Here is an 18,020-nt window from a genome sequence, read left to right on the forward strand (position 1 = left end):
CTTGCACGGCTTGTGGTGTCCGCACTTGCCGTGGTGCTTGCACGGCTTGTGGTGTCCGCACTTGCCGTGGTGCTTGCACGGCTTGTGGTGTCCGCACTTGCCGTGGTGCTTGCACGGCTTGTGGTGTCCGCACTTGCCGTGGTGCTTGCACGGCTTGTGGTGTCCGCACTTGCCGTGGTGCTTGCACGGCTTGTGGTGTCCGCACTTGCCGTGGTGCTTGCACGGCTTGTGGTGTTCACACTTGCCGTGGTGCTTGCACGGCTTGTGGTGTTCACACTTGCCGTGGTGCTTGCACGGCTTGTGGTGCTCGCACTTGCCGTGGTGCTTGCACGGCTTGTGGTGCTCGCACTTGCCGTGGTGCTTGCACGGCTTGTGGTGCTCGCACTTGCCGTGGTGCTTGCACGGCTTGTGGTGCCGGCCCTTTCCGTCACCTGCGGTGTTCCCGGCGGTGTTGCCCTGGGTGATTCCGGCGGAGTTGCCCTGGGTGTTTCCGGCGGTGCTGCCCTGGGTGATTCCGGAGGTGTTGCCCTGGGTGTTCCCAGAGGTATTGCCGGAGGTGTTGCCGTCGTTTCCTGCCGTGTTGCCGTCATTTCCTGACGTGGTACCGGCAGTGTTCCCCTGGACGTTGCCTTGGGTGTCGCCACCCACAGTGTTGCCTGCGATCGATCCGCCGCCGCCCGTGACCAAGCCGCCGGTGCCGCCTGTGAGGACGCCTGTGCCGCCCAGAACGCCGCCCAGAACGCCCGTCGTGGTGCCTGTGGTGGCCCCCCCGTTCGTGTTGCCCGTGGTCGTACCGGTCGTGGTGCCTGTAGTGGCCCCTCCGTTCGTGGTGCCCGTGGTGGTCCCGTTCGTGGTGCCCGTGGTGGTCCCGGTCGTGGTGCCCGTGGTCGTGCCGGTCGTGGTGCCGCCGTTGCACGAAGGCCGGGTGATCACGTTGTTGTCCAGCGTGACGGACCCGTTGCGCGCCAACGCCCGGCCTTGGATGGTCGCCCCGGTGTTCGCGCTGATCGAGGTCAGGGCCAGGATGCTGCCCACAAAGGTTGAGTTGGTTCCGAGCGTGGCGGAGCTGCCCACCTGCCAGAAGACGTTGCACGGCGAAGCGCCGTTCACGAGGAGCACACGGCTGGCAGACGCCGTCGTGAGCGTTGATCCGATCTGGAAGACGAAGACCGCGTTGGGGTCGCCCTGAGCGTCCAGCGTCAGCGTGCCCGTGAGACCGATGGAACTCGACGCGTTGTAGACCCCCGGAAGAAGGGTCTGTCCACCCAGATCACCGGAGATGCTGGCGTCCTGAGCCTGACCCGCAGCGTTGTTGTACGCGGTGGTCAGGTCGCTCTGGGCCTGTAGGGCTGCGGCATCTGCCACGTGAGTGGCACCGTTGACTGTTCCAGGCGGGAACCCGCTGACAGCGGTCCCGGGGTGCACCCCGAGGTCGCCGTTGACCACGGTCGGCCCAGTGTTGGTGACGGACTGGCCTCCGAGAACGGCGTAGCTCTGTGCCGTACCGAGAGGGACAGCTGTCGCGACGGCCTGCGCTCGCGAAGCGGTTACTGCGACCATGATTGCGGTGATCACCGCGATCGTCGCGAGCCAGGCGGGGATGGCGCGTCGGTTGAGCGCACCACTGAGGCTGGATCTCATGAAGATTCCTACCCGTGTACGAAACTCTGCGGACAATTTCACGACCCTTCGCGCTTCATCAGGGAATCGCTGCGTCACATGCCAGCGGCATGGTTGGGGCGAGACCAGGGGCAGCGAACGGCATTCGCTTGACGGGTCAGGTCTGAGCGAGGCGACTCGCGCCGTTGCGCGCCCCCTGAAAACTGACTGCAACGTCGGGGCGGAGCACTGGCACACCATACGCATTTGAACCGCGGTATGTGCGCATGCAATCCGTTCGACACGACCATCTCGCCTAAGGCGAGCTGACGCCGTAAGCAAGAAACTGCATTTCAAACAGGATGAAGAAGCTTTTAATCGTGCCGACCTCCATCGCCAGGCGAGCTTCCCGAACAGTCCAAAGAGAATGAATCCGGGCGTGGCGTCCCGCCGTCGGCCGCCGCCACATGCTGCCTTGCGCGACAGGTCAGAGCAGTTTGCCGCCGATGCAGATAGTCGACGGAAAGGCACCATTGCGCGATATCGAAGGTAATATAATTTGAGCTTCAATTGCATTTGGTGCGGCCACAGGCGAATCCGGGCTCGATTCCGGCGCCTCTGCCACCATTCGACCGTGCGAGCCCGGCCAGCCACGCCAATTCGACCGATCCGCAGGCGCCCGGTCACACGACCCATCGGACAGGCCTTAGCCCTCCTTCTCCGCAGCCTCCAGTGCCCGCTCGATCTTCGCGTTCGACTGTTTCTGGCTGCCGTAAATGACCTTGGCGTAGAACCGGTACAGCACAGCGGTGCTGTGGCCCGCGCGGCGTGCCACTTCGGTAGGAGACACGCCAGAGGTGAGCCAGAGCGAGACGCCCGCGTGGCGGAGCGAGTAGGGGACCTCTGAGAGCGGGGAGGCCGCTTCCGAGGCGGAGAGCACCGCACAGCGAGCCTTCTGCCAGAGTTCGCCGTACTCCTTGTTCGTCACGCGTCCCCCGCGACTGGCGCGGAAGAGGCGGCCGTCCTCGGCGACGCCGTACATGGCGATGTGGTCGCGGAGCATGCGCACCAGGACGGGCGGGATCGGCACGGAGCGGGTGACCCTGCGTGCGCGCTTCTTGAGACCGCGAGAGTCGTGGGACTCGCCGGAGTCTGTCCAGGCTGAGCCCGTCTGCGGCGAGGTTCCCGACAGCACCAGTTCGCCCCAGCCCGACTCGGGCAGGGTGCAGCTCGACAGGCGCAGGTCGGTGACCTCGGCCGGTCGCATGGCCGCGTAGTACAGGCAGCCGAAGAAAGCGTGCAGGTGCTGGCCGCGCCTTCCCAGAGCGCCGGCCGCAGCAATCAGCCTCCGAGCCAGAGCCGGGCCAGGAACGAAACGGAAGTCCACTTCGTCGTTCGTCTCGGGTGCCTTCCAGTCCACCTTGTGGAGCGGGAGCGCTGGGAGGTGTTCGCGCTCCACCGCGTACCGGAGGCAGTTCGTGAAGACTGGGAACTTGCGGTGCACCGTGTTCGCAGCAGCCGGTTTGCCGTCGAGCTTCAGCTTGAGGGCGTCGAGTGCGCGGCGAAGCACTGTGGGAGTGTCCAGCTCGTTGACTTTGGTGGACTTCCGGGCGATCCAGTCGAGGGCCGCTGTGATCTCCGAAGGAGGCTCTTCGTGCTGCGTGCGGGGCACGAGGGAGCCATCCTTGGCGGTCCGGAAGCTGAATGCCCACGAGTACAGCGCCCGTCGCAGCACGCGGGGCGCGGGGGCGCCCCGTGAGTCGGACACCAGCGCGGGGGTGACCGTGGCAAGGGCGTCCGCGATGCTCGCGCGGTGCTTGGCTGACGCGTCGGGCCATTTCATGAGCGCATAGGCGCATGCGTGCGCGTACCAGGTTGGGGACTGCTGTTCATGCAGCTCCGAGCTGGGCAGCCCTGTCACGGTGTCGAACTGCTCGCGGTTCCGGAGGGCCGTGAGTAGTTCCGCCCGCCGCCCGTCCGCTTGCGCCTTGAGGGTGTAGCTCTTGGAGTGCGGTTGTGCCCCTACTCGCCAGCGGCGACCCAAGAACGGGGCTTGAAAGCGCGATTTGTGACAGCGCGGCCGAGATTTTCTCGGTCTCTTCGATCGCAGCCCAGCACGCCAAGCGGACAACGGAACTTTGAACCGGCCTCATCACCCGTCTATAGAGCTCTCGGTGCCGGACATTGCCACCAGCTGGGCACGTGATCACGCGATCGGAGGACGCAGGGCCCGCCCACACGCATGGACTGCTTGCTGGCAACGCGCGCAGCCCCGGCAGCCCGAAGGCACACCGGGGCTGTTCAAAGTTTCCCTACTGATTCAAGGCGGGCCGCTGACGCGGCCCGCGCGGCGCGGCGGCCGTGCCGCCGCTTCGTTCCTGTCTGCCGCCCCACTTCGCGGCAGCCCCGCCGCTCGCGCCGCAAGAGGACGACAGCGACAACACCTGTCTCAGCGGCAACTCTGATACAGCCCCCTGTGCCCCGCCGACGAGTAGCCGCCCGAGGGCCAGGAGCCGCCAGAGCACAGTCCGGCCTCGCGTCTCCCGCGACACCACAGCCCTGGAGGACTAGTACCGCCTACCGACAAGGCCCGTGGCGCGGCGCACAGATCTCGTTGCGGTCTGCGGGCCGGTCGCGCCATCGGCAAGTGGGCGGCTGGGGCAAAGCGGAGGCGTCTGCGGGTCAAAGATCAAAACATCGAAGCGTGGCTGATGAAGCTGGGTGGTTGCGGGGGCACACGTGCAGGTGCTCGGGCGTCTCTCCCGCCGTCGCGGCTGACTTTCGGTGGCTCAGGTCAGCGCTCTTTTCCAGTTTCCAACTCGACAACGAGAGGCCGGGATTGCAGCAGCACCCGCATCCGAGCACGCCAACGCCCCGGCGCCGATCTTCGGCACCGGGGCTCTGGTCAGGGATTCCGCGGCCGGACCACCCAAATGCTGTCCGGGCGAGGGGTGGCCCGGTCTTTTGCTGTTGGCCTTAGAAGCCTGCGGCGGCCATCACTCGGGAGCGCAGAGGCTCGACCGTCAGCATGTCGGCGAACTGCCACGAGTAGTTCGTGACCTCTTCCTCTTGCAGTTCGACGGCGTCGGCGGTGGTGCGGAACAGGAACCGGAAGTCAAAGTGCAGGTGTTCCGGTTCGCACTTCGCGTCGTTCGCCGGGATGGTGTGCACGTCGATGTGCAGAGGGGACTCTCGGTCTGGCTCGACCTGATCGCGGCTGATGGCCGTCTCCTCGAACAACTCGCGCATGGCCGCATCACGCAGACTCGTGTCGCTGTCCTCGACGTGCCCGCCGGGCAGCAGCCACTTGCGCAGGGCTCGGTGTTCGATGGTGAGGACACGGCCGTCGGGGCGGATCAGGGCGGCACCGGCGGTGGCGTGTCCGCGGAATTCCTTGCGTGAGGCGACCGAGTCGCCAGCTTGCTCGACGACCTCACACAGCGGTGAGAGAGCGTCCTTCTCGTCCGGATGGTTGGCGAGGTAGGCGTTGACGGTGTCGCGCACGTGCTGCGCGGTGATTGGCATGAGGCTGGGTCTCCTAGCGGTTGAAGTAGTTCAGCCACGTTCCGGCGATGGCCGCGCGGTCCGCAGCGTCGACCTCGTGCATACCGGGTTCGAGGTCCCCGCGGGCGAGGTTTCGGACGCCCGCGAGTATCTCGGCCTGCACGAGGTAGATGAACGGGCCCACGCTGGCACCGTGCAGGAAGTTGACGGCGTTGCCCCGGTTGAGCAGGTAGAAGTAGTGGCCCGTCGTCTGATAGCGGGTGATGTGTTCCCCGTTGGGCGTCCGCTGGTACACGTCGGGGAGGCCAGCGAGGTCGAGTTCGTCCTCGCTGCTGGTGACCGTGGCGACGTAGGCGCCGTTCCGCAGGGCCGAGAAATCTTCGCCCCGTAAGGACACGGCGCCTGTCGCGCAGAGGATCAGGCCCGCCCCGTGCAGGGCCGTGTCGCGGTCCCTGGCGACTGCGAAGCCCTGCGAGAGCGCCTGCGTGCGGCGGACAGGGTCGACGTCGTGCACGGTGACCTGCACGCCCTTGGCATGCAGTAGGCGGGCGATGCTCGATCCGAGCTTGCCGAACCCAATCACGAGGGCCGGGCGACCGTGCAGGATGTCCCCCCGACTCCGCATCAGCGCCTCGGCCGAGAACACGACCGACTGACCCACAAGGAAATCCTCAGGATCCTTCAACGGGGAGCGGGCGACAGAGACCACCGGACAGGGCAGCTTCTCGGCGCTGGCGTACCGCTTGTGCCCGTTCTCCGTGTCCTCGACCACGCCCAGGACACGCCCTGAGAACCGCTCGCACAGGGCGTCGAGCGTCGGCGCGAAGTAGCCGCCCACGTCGAGGAGCACCACAGCTTCGCCGCCAGTCCGCGACTCGACATAGTCGACTGCGGTATCGGGGTCCTCGAACAGCTCACGCGACAAGGGATCACACTGCGTCGTCTTCTCGATCTCGCGGCGGGCAGTGAGGTCGATGGACTTGGGCTTGGGCAGAACTGCCCGCAGGTTGGTGCTGATGCCCACAGCCCGGACGAACGAGGGACGTTCGGGCAGGAGGTGTGTGATCAGGAAGGCCGACGGCTTCTCCGCCGGGGGAAACGCGTCAGCGATACGCATGAAGTACGAATCGAGACGTGCACGCTCGAACTGTTCCATTGGCTCACTTCCCTTGGCTGGGTGGTAAGGCTCCGAACAGGCTGTGAACCCGCCCCGCGCCGAGGAGTTGGGGAGACGCCGGGACGGGGAGTCATCGGGTAGTGCGCCGTCCTCGGGGTCTCCGGTGGCGGCCCGTCACCGCCGGGGAGTGGGATGGGCACCGGGCGGAGACGAGGGCCTGCGGGGGTGCCGGGCGGAGCGTGGGCAGCGGATCCACCCGAAGGGAGTACCAGGCGTCATAGTCCGTCACGGCAAACACGAACGCGCGGTCTGCGGCGAGGACGCGTAGCGCGTGCTCGTATGCCTGGTCACTGTTGGCCCACGCGCGCAGATCGGCGTCAGGACGAGGCACGTCCGACCCTGGAGTGGTGAGCGGCGCATCTCGGAGGGAGATGGCCTCCGGGTCCGGGGACAGCAGCCGGGCGAGGTGGGATGCCTCCGCGCGCAGCCAACGGGCGGCGAGACGCGGGGACCGGCCGCGGTAGGTGGCGAGCTGAACCTCGCGGGTGCCGCTGAGGTCGTGAGCGGTCGCCTCACAGCGGAAGGCGATGGGCGACCGCATCGGCGTGCGCACAGAGATCGGCGGAGCGAACGTCAGCACTGACGGGGTCACTGCTCACGCTCCCGAGCCGATTCCCTCGCCTCGATGAGCTGGCCGAGCTGAATGTAGTACAGCTCGACTTGCGCAGGGGTGAGCACGAGCATCGTCTCGCAGGCGCCGCCGTCCTCGTAGTGCACGGTGACCGGCACTGCGGCCTGCTGTGCGCGGTGGTCGTAGATGGCGTCACGCCTCATGGGCGTGACATGCGTGACCGGAACGGGCACGGGGCGCAGAGTGCTTCCGTCGGACCTGGCCCGCCAATCCTCGCCACCGCCGGGCGGGCGCAGTTGGTACGACGCCGAGGTGTCGCTCGGCAGGGCGACGACCACGCCGATCCGGCACGCCTTCGCGAGGTCGAGGGCAAGGTCGCCGAGGCGGGGGTGAAACGGGGCGCCAGCAGTTAACTCGGCACCCCGCGCGGGGAGTTGCTTCGAGGTCTGTTCGGCCATACCCCGAAGCTATGAAGCTCTTCAGGGCCCAACATGAACCGCAGGAATACGACCCTCATCCATCAAGGTGGAAGCGGTCTGACATGCGGCGCAGCTTCTCGCGGGTGCCTGCTCGCTCGGCGTACACGATGCTCCGAAGGGTTGACCGGGCGATGGGGTGGTTGCGGATGAGCTGGGGAGCGATGCGCTCGGCCTTTTCCAGTTCCTTCAGTGCCTTGTCGCGGTTTCCGTCCCACAGCCAGGCGCGTGCCACGTCCATGTGATGGTGCCCGCGGCGGGAGTTGGGAAGCGAGTCGACCAGAGCCGGGCTCGTGCGGCGGTGTATTGACAGAGCCTTGCGCTGCTCGTGCATCTCCAGCGCGACACTGATCGCGTGAATCTGCACGTTGCCGGCCGAGAACGTCAGACTGTGGCGGTCGTACACCGGAAGGCCGCAGTGCTCCGCCATCCGGTCAGCCGCAGTCCGCGCGTGGTCGATGCGGTCTTCGGCTTCCGCGCGGCGGCCCGCTCGGGCGGCAGAGACGGCCGCACGAAGTTGGAGGGACCCCCACGCGCGGACGGCAAGCGGCTCGCCCTGGTCATACGCCCGTTGTACGGAGTGAATCGCCTTGTCCGACAGAGCGATGGCGTCCTCCCAGTCCGCCGTCGCCCACATGTCCCACACCCGCATCCAGTCGGCGACGGCAGGCATGACAGGGTCGGCGGACTGCCGGGCAGACCAAGCGGCCCGCTCACACGCCATGGCGATCAGCTCAGGGTGCCCGAGGGCGTGCGCGGCGGTGTGGGCGAACTTGCAGCACACGGCGTAGATGGCGAACGCCTCTTCCCGCTCGTGCCCCGTCGCGACTTCGGCGAGGGCGCGCGCCTCGCGGAACAGGTCGGGGAGAACTTCCATGATCGCCACGTTGGCGGCGGCGTCACGCAAGCGGTGCAGTCGGGTCGCTTCCTGCCAGAGCTGGCGGGCGGGGCGCGGGGTGCCCTCGAAAACGGGGGCGAGGTCATAGCGCCGCAGCTCGCGCAGGGTTGCTGCGGCGGCCACCTGCCATTGGTTCTCGGCCGGTGAGCTGTTGTACGGACGACCGATCAGATCATTGGGGTGTACGTGCAGCTCTGAGGCAAGCAAGTTGACCAGACCCACGCGATCGAGCTCGATGTGTCCGCGTTCCATCTTGGAGACCCACCCCTGCGTCTTGCCCAGGGCGGAGGCGAGGTCGACTTGCGTCATGCCGAGGCGGAGCCGCGCGCGGCGTGCGCGACGACCGATCTCTTCGGCTTCTTCCAGCATCAGCGCGCACCTCCATGGGCGAGGCGCCAGCGGTCAAGCGGGCGGCGAGGCATCGTGCTCCATCCGTCGGGGCTTCTACCCTTGACGGTACCCAGGCCGCGGCCAACGTGTGGAGTGCTACAGGTCAGGGAGTGCCTGGCAATGGAGCCAGTGGACCCCGTGTGGACCACGGACCCCGCGCGAGGCGTGAGGCTGGTAGGCGGTGGCGGCTCCGCTCCAGGTGGGACGGGGCCGAGGTGGGTTGCCCGAGCGGCTGAAGGGAGCCCTCTTGAAAACCGTAGAGGTGGCAACACCTCCGTGGGTTCAAATCCCACCGCCTCCGCATCGGCGGTAGCACCGCTGCAGAGTCGAAGACGTGAAGGGGCACCACCTGTGGGTGGTGCCCTTTCGTTGTGTCGGGGGCGGTGGCTGGGTGTTGGAAAAGGGGACAGAGGGTGTCTGGTTTCGGGGTGAGGGTGGGGGCTCGGCATGAGGTGAGGTGCGGAGCGGAGGGAGATCGGGTTGCGTGGGGAGCTCGTGGTGCGTGGGGGGCGCGAGAACAATTTGCGGGGGGTGACACTGCGGGTGCCGTTGGGGCGGATGACCGTGGTGACGGGGGTGTCCGGGTCGGGGAAGTCGTCGCTGGTGTTCGACACCCTGGCGGTGGAGTCGCAGCGGCAGCTGAACGAGGTCTTCCCCTCGTTCATCCGCAACCGGCTGCCGCGCCATGAGCGACCGAGGTTCGAGTTCGTGGAGAACCTGACGCCCGCGATCATCGTGGACCAGAAGCCGGTCGGCGGCGGGGCCCGGTCGACCGTGGGGACGATGACCGAGGTCAACCCGGTGCTGCGGGTGCTTTTCTCGCGCTGCGGCGAGCCCAGCGCGGGACTCTCGCATCTGTACTCGTTCAACGATCCGCAGGGCATGTGCCCGGGGTGCCAGGGACTCGGGCGGAGAGTGCGGCTCGACCCGGACAAGCTGCTGGATCAGTCGAAGTCGCTGAACGAGGGTGCGATCCGGCACCCGGCCTTCGCGGTGGGGACGAACTACTGGAAGCGCTATGCGGAGGTCACGAGGTACGACGGCGCGTCCTCCCCCGCGTGGGAGGACTCCGAGCTGCTGTTCGACCCGGACAAGCCGCTGCGCGACTACTCGCCGGCGGAGCGCGAACTGCTGCTGCACGGCGCCGGGTTCCGGACTCAGCGGCCGCACCGGCCGCAGGGTGACCAGGGTCCTCCGTCCATCGCGGTGAACGACTACGAGGGACTGGTGCCGCGCTTCACCCGGCGCTTCATCGAACCGGGGCTCGAATCGCTGAGCGAGCGGGAGCGCAAGCACGCCGAGCGGGTGGTCAGCGAGGGCGTCTGCCCGGACTGCCAGGGCGCGCGACTGAATGCGCGTGCCCTGGCCTCGTGTATCGAGGGGCGGTCGCTGGCGGACCTGTGTGCGATGGAGGTCCGCGAGCTGGTGGAGTGGCTGGCGGACGCGCAGGTGGCGCGCGATCCCGTGGGCGGGCCCGCAGTGTCGGCGGCGCTGGCCTCGCTGGGCCGGATCGACGCGGTGGGGCTGGGCTATCTGACGCTGGACAGACCTACGAAAACGCTGTCGGGCGGCGAGGGCCAGCGGCTGAAGACGGTGCGGCACCTGGGCAGCAGCCTGACCGGTATGACGTACCTCTTCGACGAGCCCAGTGTGGGACTGCACGCCCGTGATGTGGACCGGCTCGGTGGGCTGCTGCGGGCGCTGCGCGACAAAGGGAACACCGTGGTGATCGTCGAGCACGACCGGGATGTGATCGCGCTGGCCGACCATGTGGTCGACATGGGGCCGGGCGCAGGCACACAGGGCGGAACGATCGTGTTCGAGGGCAGCGTGGCTCAGCTGCAACGGAGCGGAACGGTCACGGGCGAGCACTTCCGGAAGCAGCGGGGCCTCAAGCCGTCGGCGCAGCGGAGGACGGCCACGGGGACGCTGCCCGTACGGAACGCCTCTGTGCACAACCTGCACGAGGTGAGCGTGGACTTTCCGACCGGGGTGCTGACCGCGGTGACGGGGGTCGCCGGGTCCGGCAAGAGCACCCTGGTGGGAGTTTTCGCCAGCACCTATCCCGAAGCGATCGTTCTCGATCAGTCCGCGGTCGGCATCTCTCCGCGCTCGACCCCCGCGACCTACACCGACATCTGGGACCCGATCCGCCGGATGTTCGCGCGGGAGCACGGTGTCGAGCCGGGGCTGTTCAGCTTCAACTCCACCGGCGCCTGCCCCGGCTGTCAGGGGCGCGGCACGGTCACCATGGATATGGCGTTCATGGATCCGGTGACCACCGTGTGCGAGGTGTGCGAGGGGCGGCGGTTCCGGGAGGACGTTCTCTCGTACCGTATGGCGGGCAAAAACGTCGCCGACCTGCTGGCGATGACCGTCGACGAGGCGCTGCAGCACTTCGGGGCGCAGGGCGACCAGGCGGACGGTACGGTTCGGCGCAGGCTGGGCCCGCTGCACGAGGTCGGGCTGGGCTATCTGACGCTCGGACGGCCGCTTTCCCATCTGTCCGGTGGTGAACGCCAGCGGATCAAGCTTGCCCACCGGCTGCACGAGACCGGCAGCATCTATGTCTTCGACGAGCCCACCACCGGGCTGCACATGGCCGATGTGGCGGCGCTGCTGGCGCTGCTCGACCGGCTGGTGGACGCGGGCAACACGGTGGTCGTGGTCGAACACGATCTGGACGTGGTCAAGCACGCCGACCATGTGATCGACATCGGTCCGGAAGCGGGCGCGAACGGCGGGCGGGTCCTCTTCGCCGGGACGCCCGAAGAGCTGGCGTACTCCGCCGCCACCCATACGGCGGAGTACCTGCGGCGAGCCCTTCCCGGGTGACGGCCGGGCACCGGGCCGCAGGGCGGCGAGTTTCGCCGTGCCGGACGGTCCGTATCCACGGAGGCTGTTGTGCACGGGCCCTTACAGGCTGCTCGTACGTGCGGCGGCGAAGTGTCTGCGGAACGGGAGGCGAGCGACATGGCGGACGGTGCGAACGGTGCTGCGGGACCAGGGCCGGGAGCGGTGCCGGAGCCGGGGCTCGGGCCGGGCGGAGGCGGCGGAGCACCCGTCGATCTGCGCCCCGCGGCACGCCGTACGGCGGCGCTCGTGACCCATGTGGACGACGCGCAGCTCGACGACCCCACGCCCTGCACGGAGTTCGCCGTGCGCGACTTGTTGCGGCACATCGGCCAGCTCGCCGTGGGCCTCCAGTACACCGCGCGCAAGGAGCTGGGCGGGGTCACGGCAGCAGGCCCGGGCGAGCATGCGGGGGAACAGCCCCTGCCGGACGACTGGCGCGAGCGGCTGCCGCACGATCTGGCGGATCTGGCGGTCGCCTGGTCGGCGCCGGACGCCTGGACGGGCAGCACCCAGGCGGGCGGGTTCATGCTGACGGGCACGGAAGGGGGCCTGGTCACGCTGGACGAGCTCGTCGTACACGGCTGGGACCTGGCCCGCGCCACCCGTCAGGAGTACCAGGTGGACGAGCCGGGCCTGCGTGCCGTCCACGGTTTCCTGGCGGGTGCCGTGAGCGAGGACGGGGAAACGGGGATCTTCGGTCCGGTCGTGCACGTCGCCGAGGACGCTCCGCTGCTCGACAAGGTCGTGGGCCTCGCCGGCCGTGACCCGGCGTGGCACGCCCCCGGCAGCTGACGGCCCCCTCATCCCGCCGCGTGCCGGCCCGCGCGTCGGGCCGCGGAGGCGACGGTCGAGCGGGCCTCGCGTTCCGGCAGGCCGAGCGCGAGCGCTGCCCGGACCAGTGGCTCCGCCAGGCTGTCGCACCCGGCCGCCCTCGTCCCACGGGTGGGGGCGTGCCGCCTCCGCAGTCGGAAGCGGAGCACAGTGGGGGGAAAGAGCGGTGTTGGGGTGTACGGGGCGTTTATCGACACGTCGTCATTCGTGCGGGGGAAAGAGACTGTCCGGGCGAATCCGTCCCTGGCACCGTGGGCAACTCTGGACCCGCGACGTCGCAAGCGAGGCCGAAGACAGCGGGCCAACTGTCCTCGGCAAGAGCGCAATTCCGGTGCAGCGTCCCTTGGGGCGCACTCAACCGTTCCTGGAGGAATGAACATGGCACGCATCCGTTCCGCCCGCGTCATCGCGGGCGCCGCCGCCCTACCGTTCGCCCTCGCCGTCATGTCCGGCGTGGCCCAGGCGGACAACGGCTCCCTCGCGGACGACGGATCCAACTCCAACGCGAGCGCCAACTCGCAGGTGCAGGGCGCCGTAGGCGACGGGAACAACACCAACAACGCCAACAACGCCACCGTCAACGGCAACGGTGCTGTCGTGAACCAGGAGAACGAGACGCACAACGAGACCGGCACCGTCGCCTTCGGCAACCTGTGGTGACCGGCTGACGGGCCGCCCGGTCCTGGGACGCCGGGCGCTCATGGGGATGGGGCTGAGGCCGCGGGCCCGCGGGTCCGTACCACCGGCGGGAGGTCGTCTTCAGGCGTCTCGGCGCTGTTGACACCGTGCTGTTGACACCCGCTCCATAGCTGACGGACAGTCAGGTAATGCGTTTCGCACCCACCGAGCGGCAGCGCCGCCTCCGGGCCGACCTGCGTGCGTACTTCCGCGAGTTGATGTCCCAGCCCGACGCCGAGCCCGGCGCGCTGCTGCGCCGTATCGGGGCCGAGGGACTGCTGGGGCTCGGCTGGCCGGTCGAGTACGGCGGCCAAGGGCGCGGCCCGGACGAGCAGTTCGTCTTCTTCGACGAGGCGTACCGCGCGGGCGCCCCCGTCTCGATGGTCACGCTCAACACCGTCGGGCCGACCCTGATGAGATCCGGGACGGACGCGCAGAAGGCGTACTTCCTGCCCCGCATCTTGCGCGGGGAACTCGTCTTCGCCATCGGCTACACCGAACCCGAGGCCGGTACGGACCTCGCCGCGCTGCGCACCCGCGCGGTACGCGAGCCGGACGGCGACTGGCGGATCGACGGCGCGAAGAGCTTCACCAGCAACGCGCAGCAGGCCGACTGGATCTGGCTCGCCTGCCGCACCGACCCCGAAGCACCCAAGCACCGGGGCATCTCGATCCTCCTGGTGCCCACCGATGCGCCCGGCTTCTCCTGGACGCCGATCGAGACCGTCGGCGGGCTGACCACCACCGCGACGTACTACGACGGCGTCCGCGTCCCGGCCGGGAACCTGGTGGGGGAGGAGCACGCCGGCTGGCAGCTGATCACCAACCAGCTCAACCACGAACGGGTCGCCCTGGCGGCGCTCGGGATGCAGGCCGAGGACCACTACCACGCGGTGCTGACACACGCCCGCGAGACCGGTCTCGTACGCGAACCCTGGGTGCGGGCACGGCTCGCCGAGGCGCACGCCCGACTGGCCGCCACCCGGCTGCTCAGCTGGCGGCTGGTCGGGGACGTCGGCGCGGGCACGCTCGCGCCGGGCGACGCGAGCGGCGTCAAGTTCGCGAGCACGGAGAGCACCGTTGCGGTCTACGCGCTGTGCCAGGAGGTGCTGGGGGATACCGGGACGGTACGGGCCGGATCGCCGGGCGCTTTCGCGGGCGGCGAGGTCGAGCGGATGAACAGGGCCGCCCAGATCAACACTTTCGGGGGCGGAGTGAGCGAGATCCAACGGGAGATCGTCGCGACGATGCGGCTCGGAATGCGGAGGGGGCGGCGGTGAGCGGTGCGGGGGAGACGCTCGGGGCGGGTGAGGGCGACGCGCTGTACGAGCGGCTGCGCGCGTACGCGGGCCGTCCGGCGGCGCACTCGGCGCGCGGCCGGGACCCCGTCAACGAGCCGATGATCCGGCACTGGTGCGAGGCGCTGGGCCACCCCGTACCGCCCGACGGCTCGGCGCCCGCGACGATGCTCCAGGTCTGGACGATGGCCGGGCTCGCGGGCCCTGGGGGCCCTGGGGGCGGACGTTCGGGGCCGTACGGCGAGCTGCTGGGGGCGCTGGACGGTGCGGGCTACACCTCGGTCGTCGCGACCGACTGCGAGCAGGAGTACGTGCGGTCGCTGCACCCCGGGGACGAGATCACCTTCGATGCGGTGATCGAGTCGGTCTCCCCCCGCAAAACGACCAAGCTGGGCACCGGGTACTTCGTGACGACCAGGATGGATGTGCGGGTCGGTACCGAGCTCGCCGGAACGCACCGCTTCCGGATCCTCAAGTACCGCCCGGAGAAACTCACTTCCGCCGTGCCGGGTCCCGCTGCCGACAAGCCGCGGCGGCCCCGCCCCGTCGTCAACCGGGACAACGCGGGCTTCTGGGAGGGCGTCGCCCGGCACCAGCTGCTCTTCCAGCGCTGTACGGAGTGCGCCACCCCGCGGTTCCCGTGGCTGCCCGGCTGCAACGCCTGCGGCTGTGCCGGGTGGCGGGCCGTCGCGGCGTGCGGAAGCGGCACCGTCTACTCGTACGTCGTCATGCACCATCCCCCCTTTCCGGCCTTCGATCCGCCGTACGCGGTGGCGCTGGTCGAGCTGGCGGAGGGAGTACGGGTCGTCAGCAACGTCATCGGTGTCCGCCACGACGAGGTGCGGATCGGGATGCCGGTCGAGCTGGAGTTCCTGCGGGTGGACGACGATCTGGAACTGCCCGTCTTCCGGGGAGGGGTCTGATGGACTTCACCCCTACCGAGGAACAACGTGCGGCCCGCGGTCTTGCGGCCGAGATCTTCGCCGATCTCGCCACCCATGAACGGCTCTCCGCACTCGGCACGGGAACCGACGCGGAGCTGTGGAAGGCGCTGTCCGGCGCGGGCCTCGTCGCGGCCGTTGAGGAGACCGGACTGCTCGGGCTGGCACTCCTCCTGGAGGAGCAGGGCCGCCGGACGGCACAGGTGCCGCTGGCGGCGACCTGTGTGTACGGGCTGCTGCCGGTCGCCTCCCACGGCACGGAGGCGCAGCGCGCACGGCTGCTGCCCGGGCTGCGGGACGGCACGGCGGTGGCGACCGGAGCCTTCCCGCTGCCGCCTGCGGGAACCGGCGCGGGAGTGGCCGTACGGGACGACGGGCGGCTGTGGGGGACGGTGCCGATGGTGCCATGGCTGCGGGAGGCGACGTATGTGCTGGTGCCCGCCCGGCGTTCGGCCGTACCGACGGAAGACGGCACCGTCGAGCTGTACCTCGTGGAGCTCGCGGAGGCGGCACGGAGGCCGGAGGGGAGGGCGCAACAGGGCGTCACCGTCACACCGGTGGAGACGACCGCTCCCTGGGGCGCCGGACGGCTGGAACTGGCGGATGTATGCGGCGAACCGCTGGCGCACGGGACGGCGGCGTACGGGGTGACGCTCGCCCGCGTCCGTACGGCCTTCGCCGCGCTCCAGGCGGGCGTATGCGCGGGGTCGCTGGCCCGTGCGGTGGAACACACCTCGCAGCGCGAACAGTTCGGCCGCCCCCTGGCGGCCAACCAGGCGGTGCAACTGCGCGCCGCCGACGCCTATATGGACACCGAGGCCATCCGCGTCACCTGTTACGAGGCGGCATGGCGGCTCGACCAAGGGCTGCCCGCACACACGCACGCACTGACCGCCGCCTGGTGGGCCGCCGAGGCGGGCCGCAGAGTCGTACACGCGGGACAGTATCTGCACGGCGGCATCGGAGCCGATCTCCACCATCCGGTGCACCGGCACTTCCTGTGGGGGCGGCAGCTCGACGCCTGCCTCGGCTCCCCCGGCGCACTGCTGGCCGAACTGGGCGAGGCGCTGTCCGACCCGGAACACGACACCGAATGGAGGCAGGAGCTGTGACGACGCCCTGGCCCCGTGCGGGCGACGAACTGCCGCCGCTGGACGTTCCGGTGACCCGCACCCTCATCGTCTCCGGCGCCCTGGCCTCGCGGGACTTTCAGGACGTCCACCACGACGCCGAGGCAGCACGCGAAAAGGGCTCCCCCGACATCTTCATGAACATCCTGACGACCAACGGCCTGGTGGGCCGTTACGTCGTCCGGTGGGCGGGCCCGCATGCCGTGTTGCGCAAGGTCGCCATCCGGCTGGGAGCGCCCAACCATCCGGGCGACAGCATGGCACTGTCCGGACACGTCACCGCGGTCACGCCGCCCGCCGCCGATGCGCCCGAGGGCGAGGGCGCCACTGTCGAGATCGCCGTACGGGGCACCAACCGGCTCGGCAGCCACGTCACCGGCACGGTCACCGTCACCCTCCGGGAGTCGTCCGCCGGGCCGGAAGGGGCTCCGGCATGAGCCTGCGGAAGGCGGACTCCCTCGGTGGCCGGGCTGCCGTCGTCGGCATCGGTGCGACGGAGTTCTCCAAGAACTCCGGTCGCAGTGAACTGAAGCTGGCCGTCGAGGCCGTACGGGCGGCCCTGGACGATGCGGGGCTCTCGCCGGACGACGTGGACGGCATGGTCACCTTCACCATGGACACCAGCCCCGAGATCACCGTCGCGCAGGCGGCCGGGATCGGGGAACTGTCGTTCTTCTCGCGGGTGCACTACGGCGGCGGTGCGGCCTGTGCCACCGTGCAGCAGGCTGCACTGGCTGTCGCCTGCGGCCTCGCGGAGACGGTCGTGTGCTACCGGGCGTTCAACGAGCGCTCCGGACGGCGCTTCGGTTCGGGTGTGCAACAGCGCGAGCCCTCGGCCGAAGGGGCGGCGCTCGGCTGGTCGCTGCCCTTCGGACTGCTGACCCCCGCCTCCTGGGTCGCCATGGCGGCGCAGCGCTATCTGCACACCTATGGGCTGCGTCCGGAGGTCTTCGGACAGGTCGCGGTGGTGGACAGGAAGTACGCGGCGACCAACCCGGCCGCCTACTTCTACGGCAGACCCCTCACCCTGGCCGAGCACGCCGCCTCGCGCTGGATCGTGGAGCCGCTGCGGCTGCTGGACTGCTGCCAGGAGACGGACGGCGGCCAGGCGCTGGTCGTCACCTCGGCCGAGCGCGCCCGCGACCTGCCGCACCGGCCTGCACTGATCACGGCGGCGGCCCAGGGCGCCGGACGCGCACAGGAACAGATGACGAGCTTCTACCGCGACGACCTGACCGGACTGCCGGAGACGGGTGTCGTGGCGCAGCAGCTGTGGCGCACCAGTGGGCTGCGACCGGAGGACATCGACGTGGCCGTGCTGTACGACCACTTCACCCCCTTCGTGCTGATGCAGCTGGAGGAGTTCGGCTTCTGTGCGCGCGGTGGGGGCGCGGATTTCGTCGCCGCGGAGACGCTGCCGCTCAACACACACGGAGGGCAGCTGGGAGAGGCGTATCTGCACGGTATGAACGGCATCGCGGAGGCGGTACGCCAGCTCCGCGGTACTGCCGTCAACCAGGTTGACGACTGTGCGCGAGTGCTCGTCACGGCAGGCACCGGCGTTCCGACGTCCGGGCTGGTGCTCACCCGGTGACCGTCGAGCAGATGGCTGAATCCCGAAGCGCGATGGGCGTGGCGGACCGGCACAGCGGGTGGCGGCTCGTTCACTCG

Annotated in this window: 15 protein-coding genes and 1 pseudogene; 9 read left to right on the top strand and 7 right to left on the bottom strand. The window is 69.1% G+C overall.

The features are described from left to right. On the top strand, window positions 1–597 hold a 597-nt coding region (locus ACTWP9_RS28630), incomplete at its 5' end, for a hypothetical protein (RefSeq protein ID WP_443249289.1). A 387-nt stretch (window positions 598–984) separates the two neighbouring features. Here ACTWP9_RS28630 and ACTWP9_RS28635 read toward each other — a convergent pair. The 7 genes and pseudogenes from ACTWP9_RS28635 to ACTWP9_RS28665 form a co-directional block, all read right to left on the bottom strand. Continuing rightward, window positions 985–2,295 (bottom strand): annotated as a pseudogene (locus tag ACTWP9_RS28635) (ice-binding family protein); the annotation flags it as partial. Between the two features lie 10 nt (window positions 2,296–2,305). Continuing rightward, complete coding sequence (locus ACTWP9_RS28640; protein WP_443249197.1) at window positions 2,306–3,643, bottom strand: tyrosine-type recombinase/integrase; 1,338 nt, start codon at window positions 3,641–3,643, stop codon at window positions 2,306–2,308. Window positions 3,644–4,575: 932 nt separating this feature from the next. Next, the gene (locus tag ACTWP9_RS28645; RefSeq protein WP_443249198.1) at window positions 4,576–5,124 is read right to left on the bottom strand and encodes an NUDIX hydrolase; all 549 of its coding nucleotides are present in this window, start codon (window positions 5,122–5,124) and stop codon (window positions 4,576–4,578) included. A 13-nt stretch (window positions 5,125–5,137) separates the two neighbouring features. Beyond that, entirely contained in the window at window positions 5,138–6,259 is a 1,122-nt protein-coding gene (locus ACTWP9_RS28650; RefSeq protein WP_443249199.1) for an adenosylhomocysteinase, read from the bottom strand. 91 nt (window positions 6,260–6,350) lie between these two features. Beyond that, complete coding sequence (locus ACTWP9_RS28655; RefSeq protein WP_443249200.1) at window positions 6,351–6,872, bottom strand: hypothetical protein; 522 nt, start codon at window positions 6,870–6,872, stop codon at window positions 6,351–6,353. After that, window positions 6,869–7,309, bottom strand: coding sequence for a hypothetical protein (locus ACTWP9_RS28660; RefSeq protein ID WP_443249201.1), 441 nt, complete (start codon window positions 7,307–7,309; stop codon window positions 6,869–6,871). The genes ACTWP9_RS28655 and ACTWP9_RS28660 overlap by 4 nt, the downstream gene beginning before the upstream one ends. Window positions 7,310–7,364: 55 nt before the next feature. After that, window positions 7,365–8,594, bottom strand: coding sequence for a helix-turn-helix domain-containing protein (locus ACTWP9_RS28665; RefSeq protein WP_443249202.1), 1,230 nt, complete (start codon window positions 8,592–8,594; stop codon window positions 7,365–7,367). A 501-nt stretch (window positions 8,595–9,095) separates the two neighbouring features. On the opposite strand from ACTWP9_RS28665, the gene ACTWP9_RS28670 reads away from it, so the two are divergent. From ACTWP9_RS28670 to ACTWP9_RS28705, 8 genes are all read left to right on the top strand, one after another. Beyond that, window positions 9,096–11,450, top strand: a complete 2,355-nt coding sequence (locus ACTWP9_RS28670; RefSeq protein WP_443249203.1) for an ATP-binding cassette domain-containing protein — start codon at window positions 9,096–9,098, stop codon at window positions 11,448–11,450. Window positions 11,451–11,588: 138 nt separating this feature from the next. After that, on the top strand, window positions 11,589–12,263 hold the full coding sequence (locus tag ACTWP9_RS28675; RefSeq protein WP_443249204.1) for a TIGR03086 family metal-binding protein: 675 nt from the start codon (window positions 11,589–11,591) through the stop codon (window positions 12,261–12,263). Between the two features lie 417 nt (window positions 12,264–12,680). Further along, entirely contained in the window at window positions 12,681–12,962 is a 282-nt protein-coding gene (locus ACTWP9_RS28680) for a hypothetical protein (RefSeq protein WP_443249205.1), read from the top strand. A 167-nt stretch (window positions 12,963–13,129) separates the two neighbouring features. After that, the gene (locus ACTWP9_RS28685) at window positions 13,130–14,260 is read left to right on the top strand and encodes an acyl-CoA dehydrogenase family protein (RefSeq protein WP_443249206.1); all 1,131 of its coding nucleotides are present in this window, start codon (window positions 13,130–13,132) and stop codon (window positions 14,258–14,260) included. Beyond that, window positions 14,257–15,201: a Zn-ribbon domain-containing OB-fold protein gene (locus ACTWP9_RS28690; protein ID WP_443249207.1), complete on the top strand. Its 945-nt coding sequence runs from the start codon at window positions 14,257–14,259 to the stop codon at window positions 15,199–15,201. Before ACTWP9_RS28685 ends, ACTWP9_RS28690 begins: the two co-directional genes overlap by 4 nt. Then, the gene (locus ACTWP9_RS28695) at window positions 15,201–16,331 is read left to right on the top strand and encodes an acyl-CoA dehydrogenase family protein (protein ID WP_443249208.1); all 1,131 of its coding nucleotides are present in this window, start codon (window positions 15,201–15,203) and stop codon (window positions 16,329–16,331) included. The genes ACTWP9_RS28690 and ACTWP9_RS28695 overlap by 1 nt, the downstream gene beginning before the upstream one ends. Continuing rightward, window positions 16,313–16,786, top strand: coding sequence for a MaoC family dehydratase (locus tag ACTWP9_RS28700; protein WP_443249209.1), 474 nt, complete (start codon window positions 16,313–16,315; stop codon window positions 16,784–16,786). The genes ACTWP9_RS28695 and ACTWP9_RS28700 overlap by 19 nt, the downstream gene beginning before the upstream one ends. Beyond that, window positions 16,783–17,943, top strand: coding sequence for a lipid-transfer protein (locus ACTWP9_RS28705; protein ID WP_443249210.1), 1,161 nt, complete (start codon window positions 16,783–16,785; stop codon window positions 17,941–17,943). The genes ACTWP9_RS28700 and ACTWP9_RS28705 overlap by 4 nt, the downstream gene beginning before the upstream one ends. Window positions 17,944–18,020: the final 77 nt, after the last annotated feature.

Origin of the sequence: Streptomyces sp. 3N207, from assembly GCF_052246355.1 — a bacterium.
GTDB lineage: Bacteria > Actinomycetota > Actinomycetes > Streptomycetales > Streptomycetaceae > Streptomyces.

Bases quoted from the DNA above. Each gene is read 5' to 3' on its own strand.
- ACTWP9_RS28645 (WP_443249198.1), bottom strand. From the start codon at position 5,124: ATGCCAATCACCGCGCAGCACGTGCGCGACACCGTCAACGCCTACCTC.
- ACTWP9_RS28650 (WP_443249199.1), bottom strand. From the start codon at position 6,259: ATGGAACAGTTCGAGCGTGCACGTCTCGATTCGTACTTCATGCGTATC.
- ACTWP9_RS28660 (WP_443249201.1), bottom strand. From the start codon at position 7,309: ATGGCCGAACAGACCTCGAAGCAACTCCCCGCGCGGGGTGCCGAGTTA.
- ACTWP9_RS28665 (WP_443249202.1), bottom strand. From the start codon at position 8,594: ATGCTGGAAGAAGCCGAAGAGATCGGTCGTCGCGCACGCCGCGCGCGG.
- ACTWP9_RS28675 (WP_443249204.1), top strand. From the start codon at position 11,589: ATGGCGGACGGTGCGAACGGTGCTGCGGGACCAGGGCCGGGAGCGGTG.
- ACTWP9_RS28680 (WP_443249205.1), top strand. From the start codon at position 12,681: ATGGCACGCATCCGTTCCGCCCGCGTCATCGCGGGCGCCGCCGCCCTA.
- ACTWP9_RS28685 (WP_443249206.1), top strand. From the start codon at position 13,130: ATGCGTTTCGCACCCACCGAGCGGCAGCGCCGCCTCCGGGCCGACCTG.
- ACTWP9_RS28695 (WP_443249208.1), top strand. From the start codon at position 15,201: ATGGACTTCACCCCTACCGAGGAACAACGTGCGGCCCGCGGTCTTGCG.
- ACTWP9_RS28700 (WP_443249209.1), top strand. From the start codon at position 16,313: ATGGAGGCAGGAGCTGTGACGACGCCCTGGCCCCGTGCGGGCGACGAA.
- ACTWP9_RS28705 (WP_443249210.1), top strand. From the start codon at position 16,783: ATGAGCCTGCGGAAGGCGGACTCCCTCGGTGGCCGGGCTGCCGTCGTC.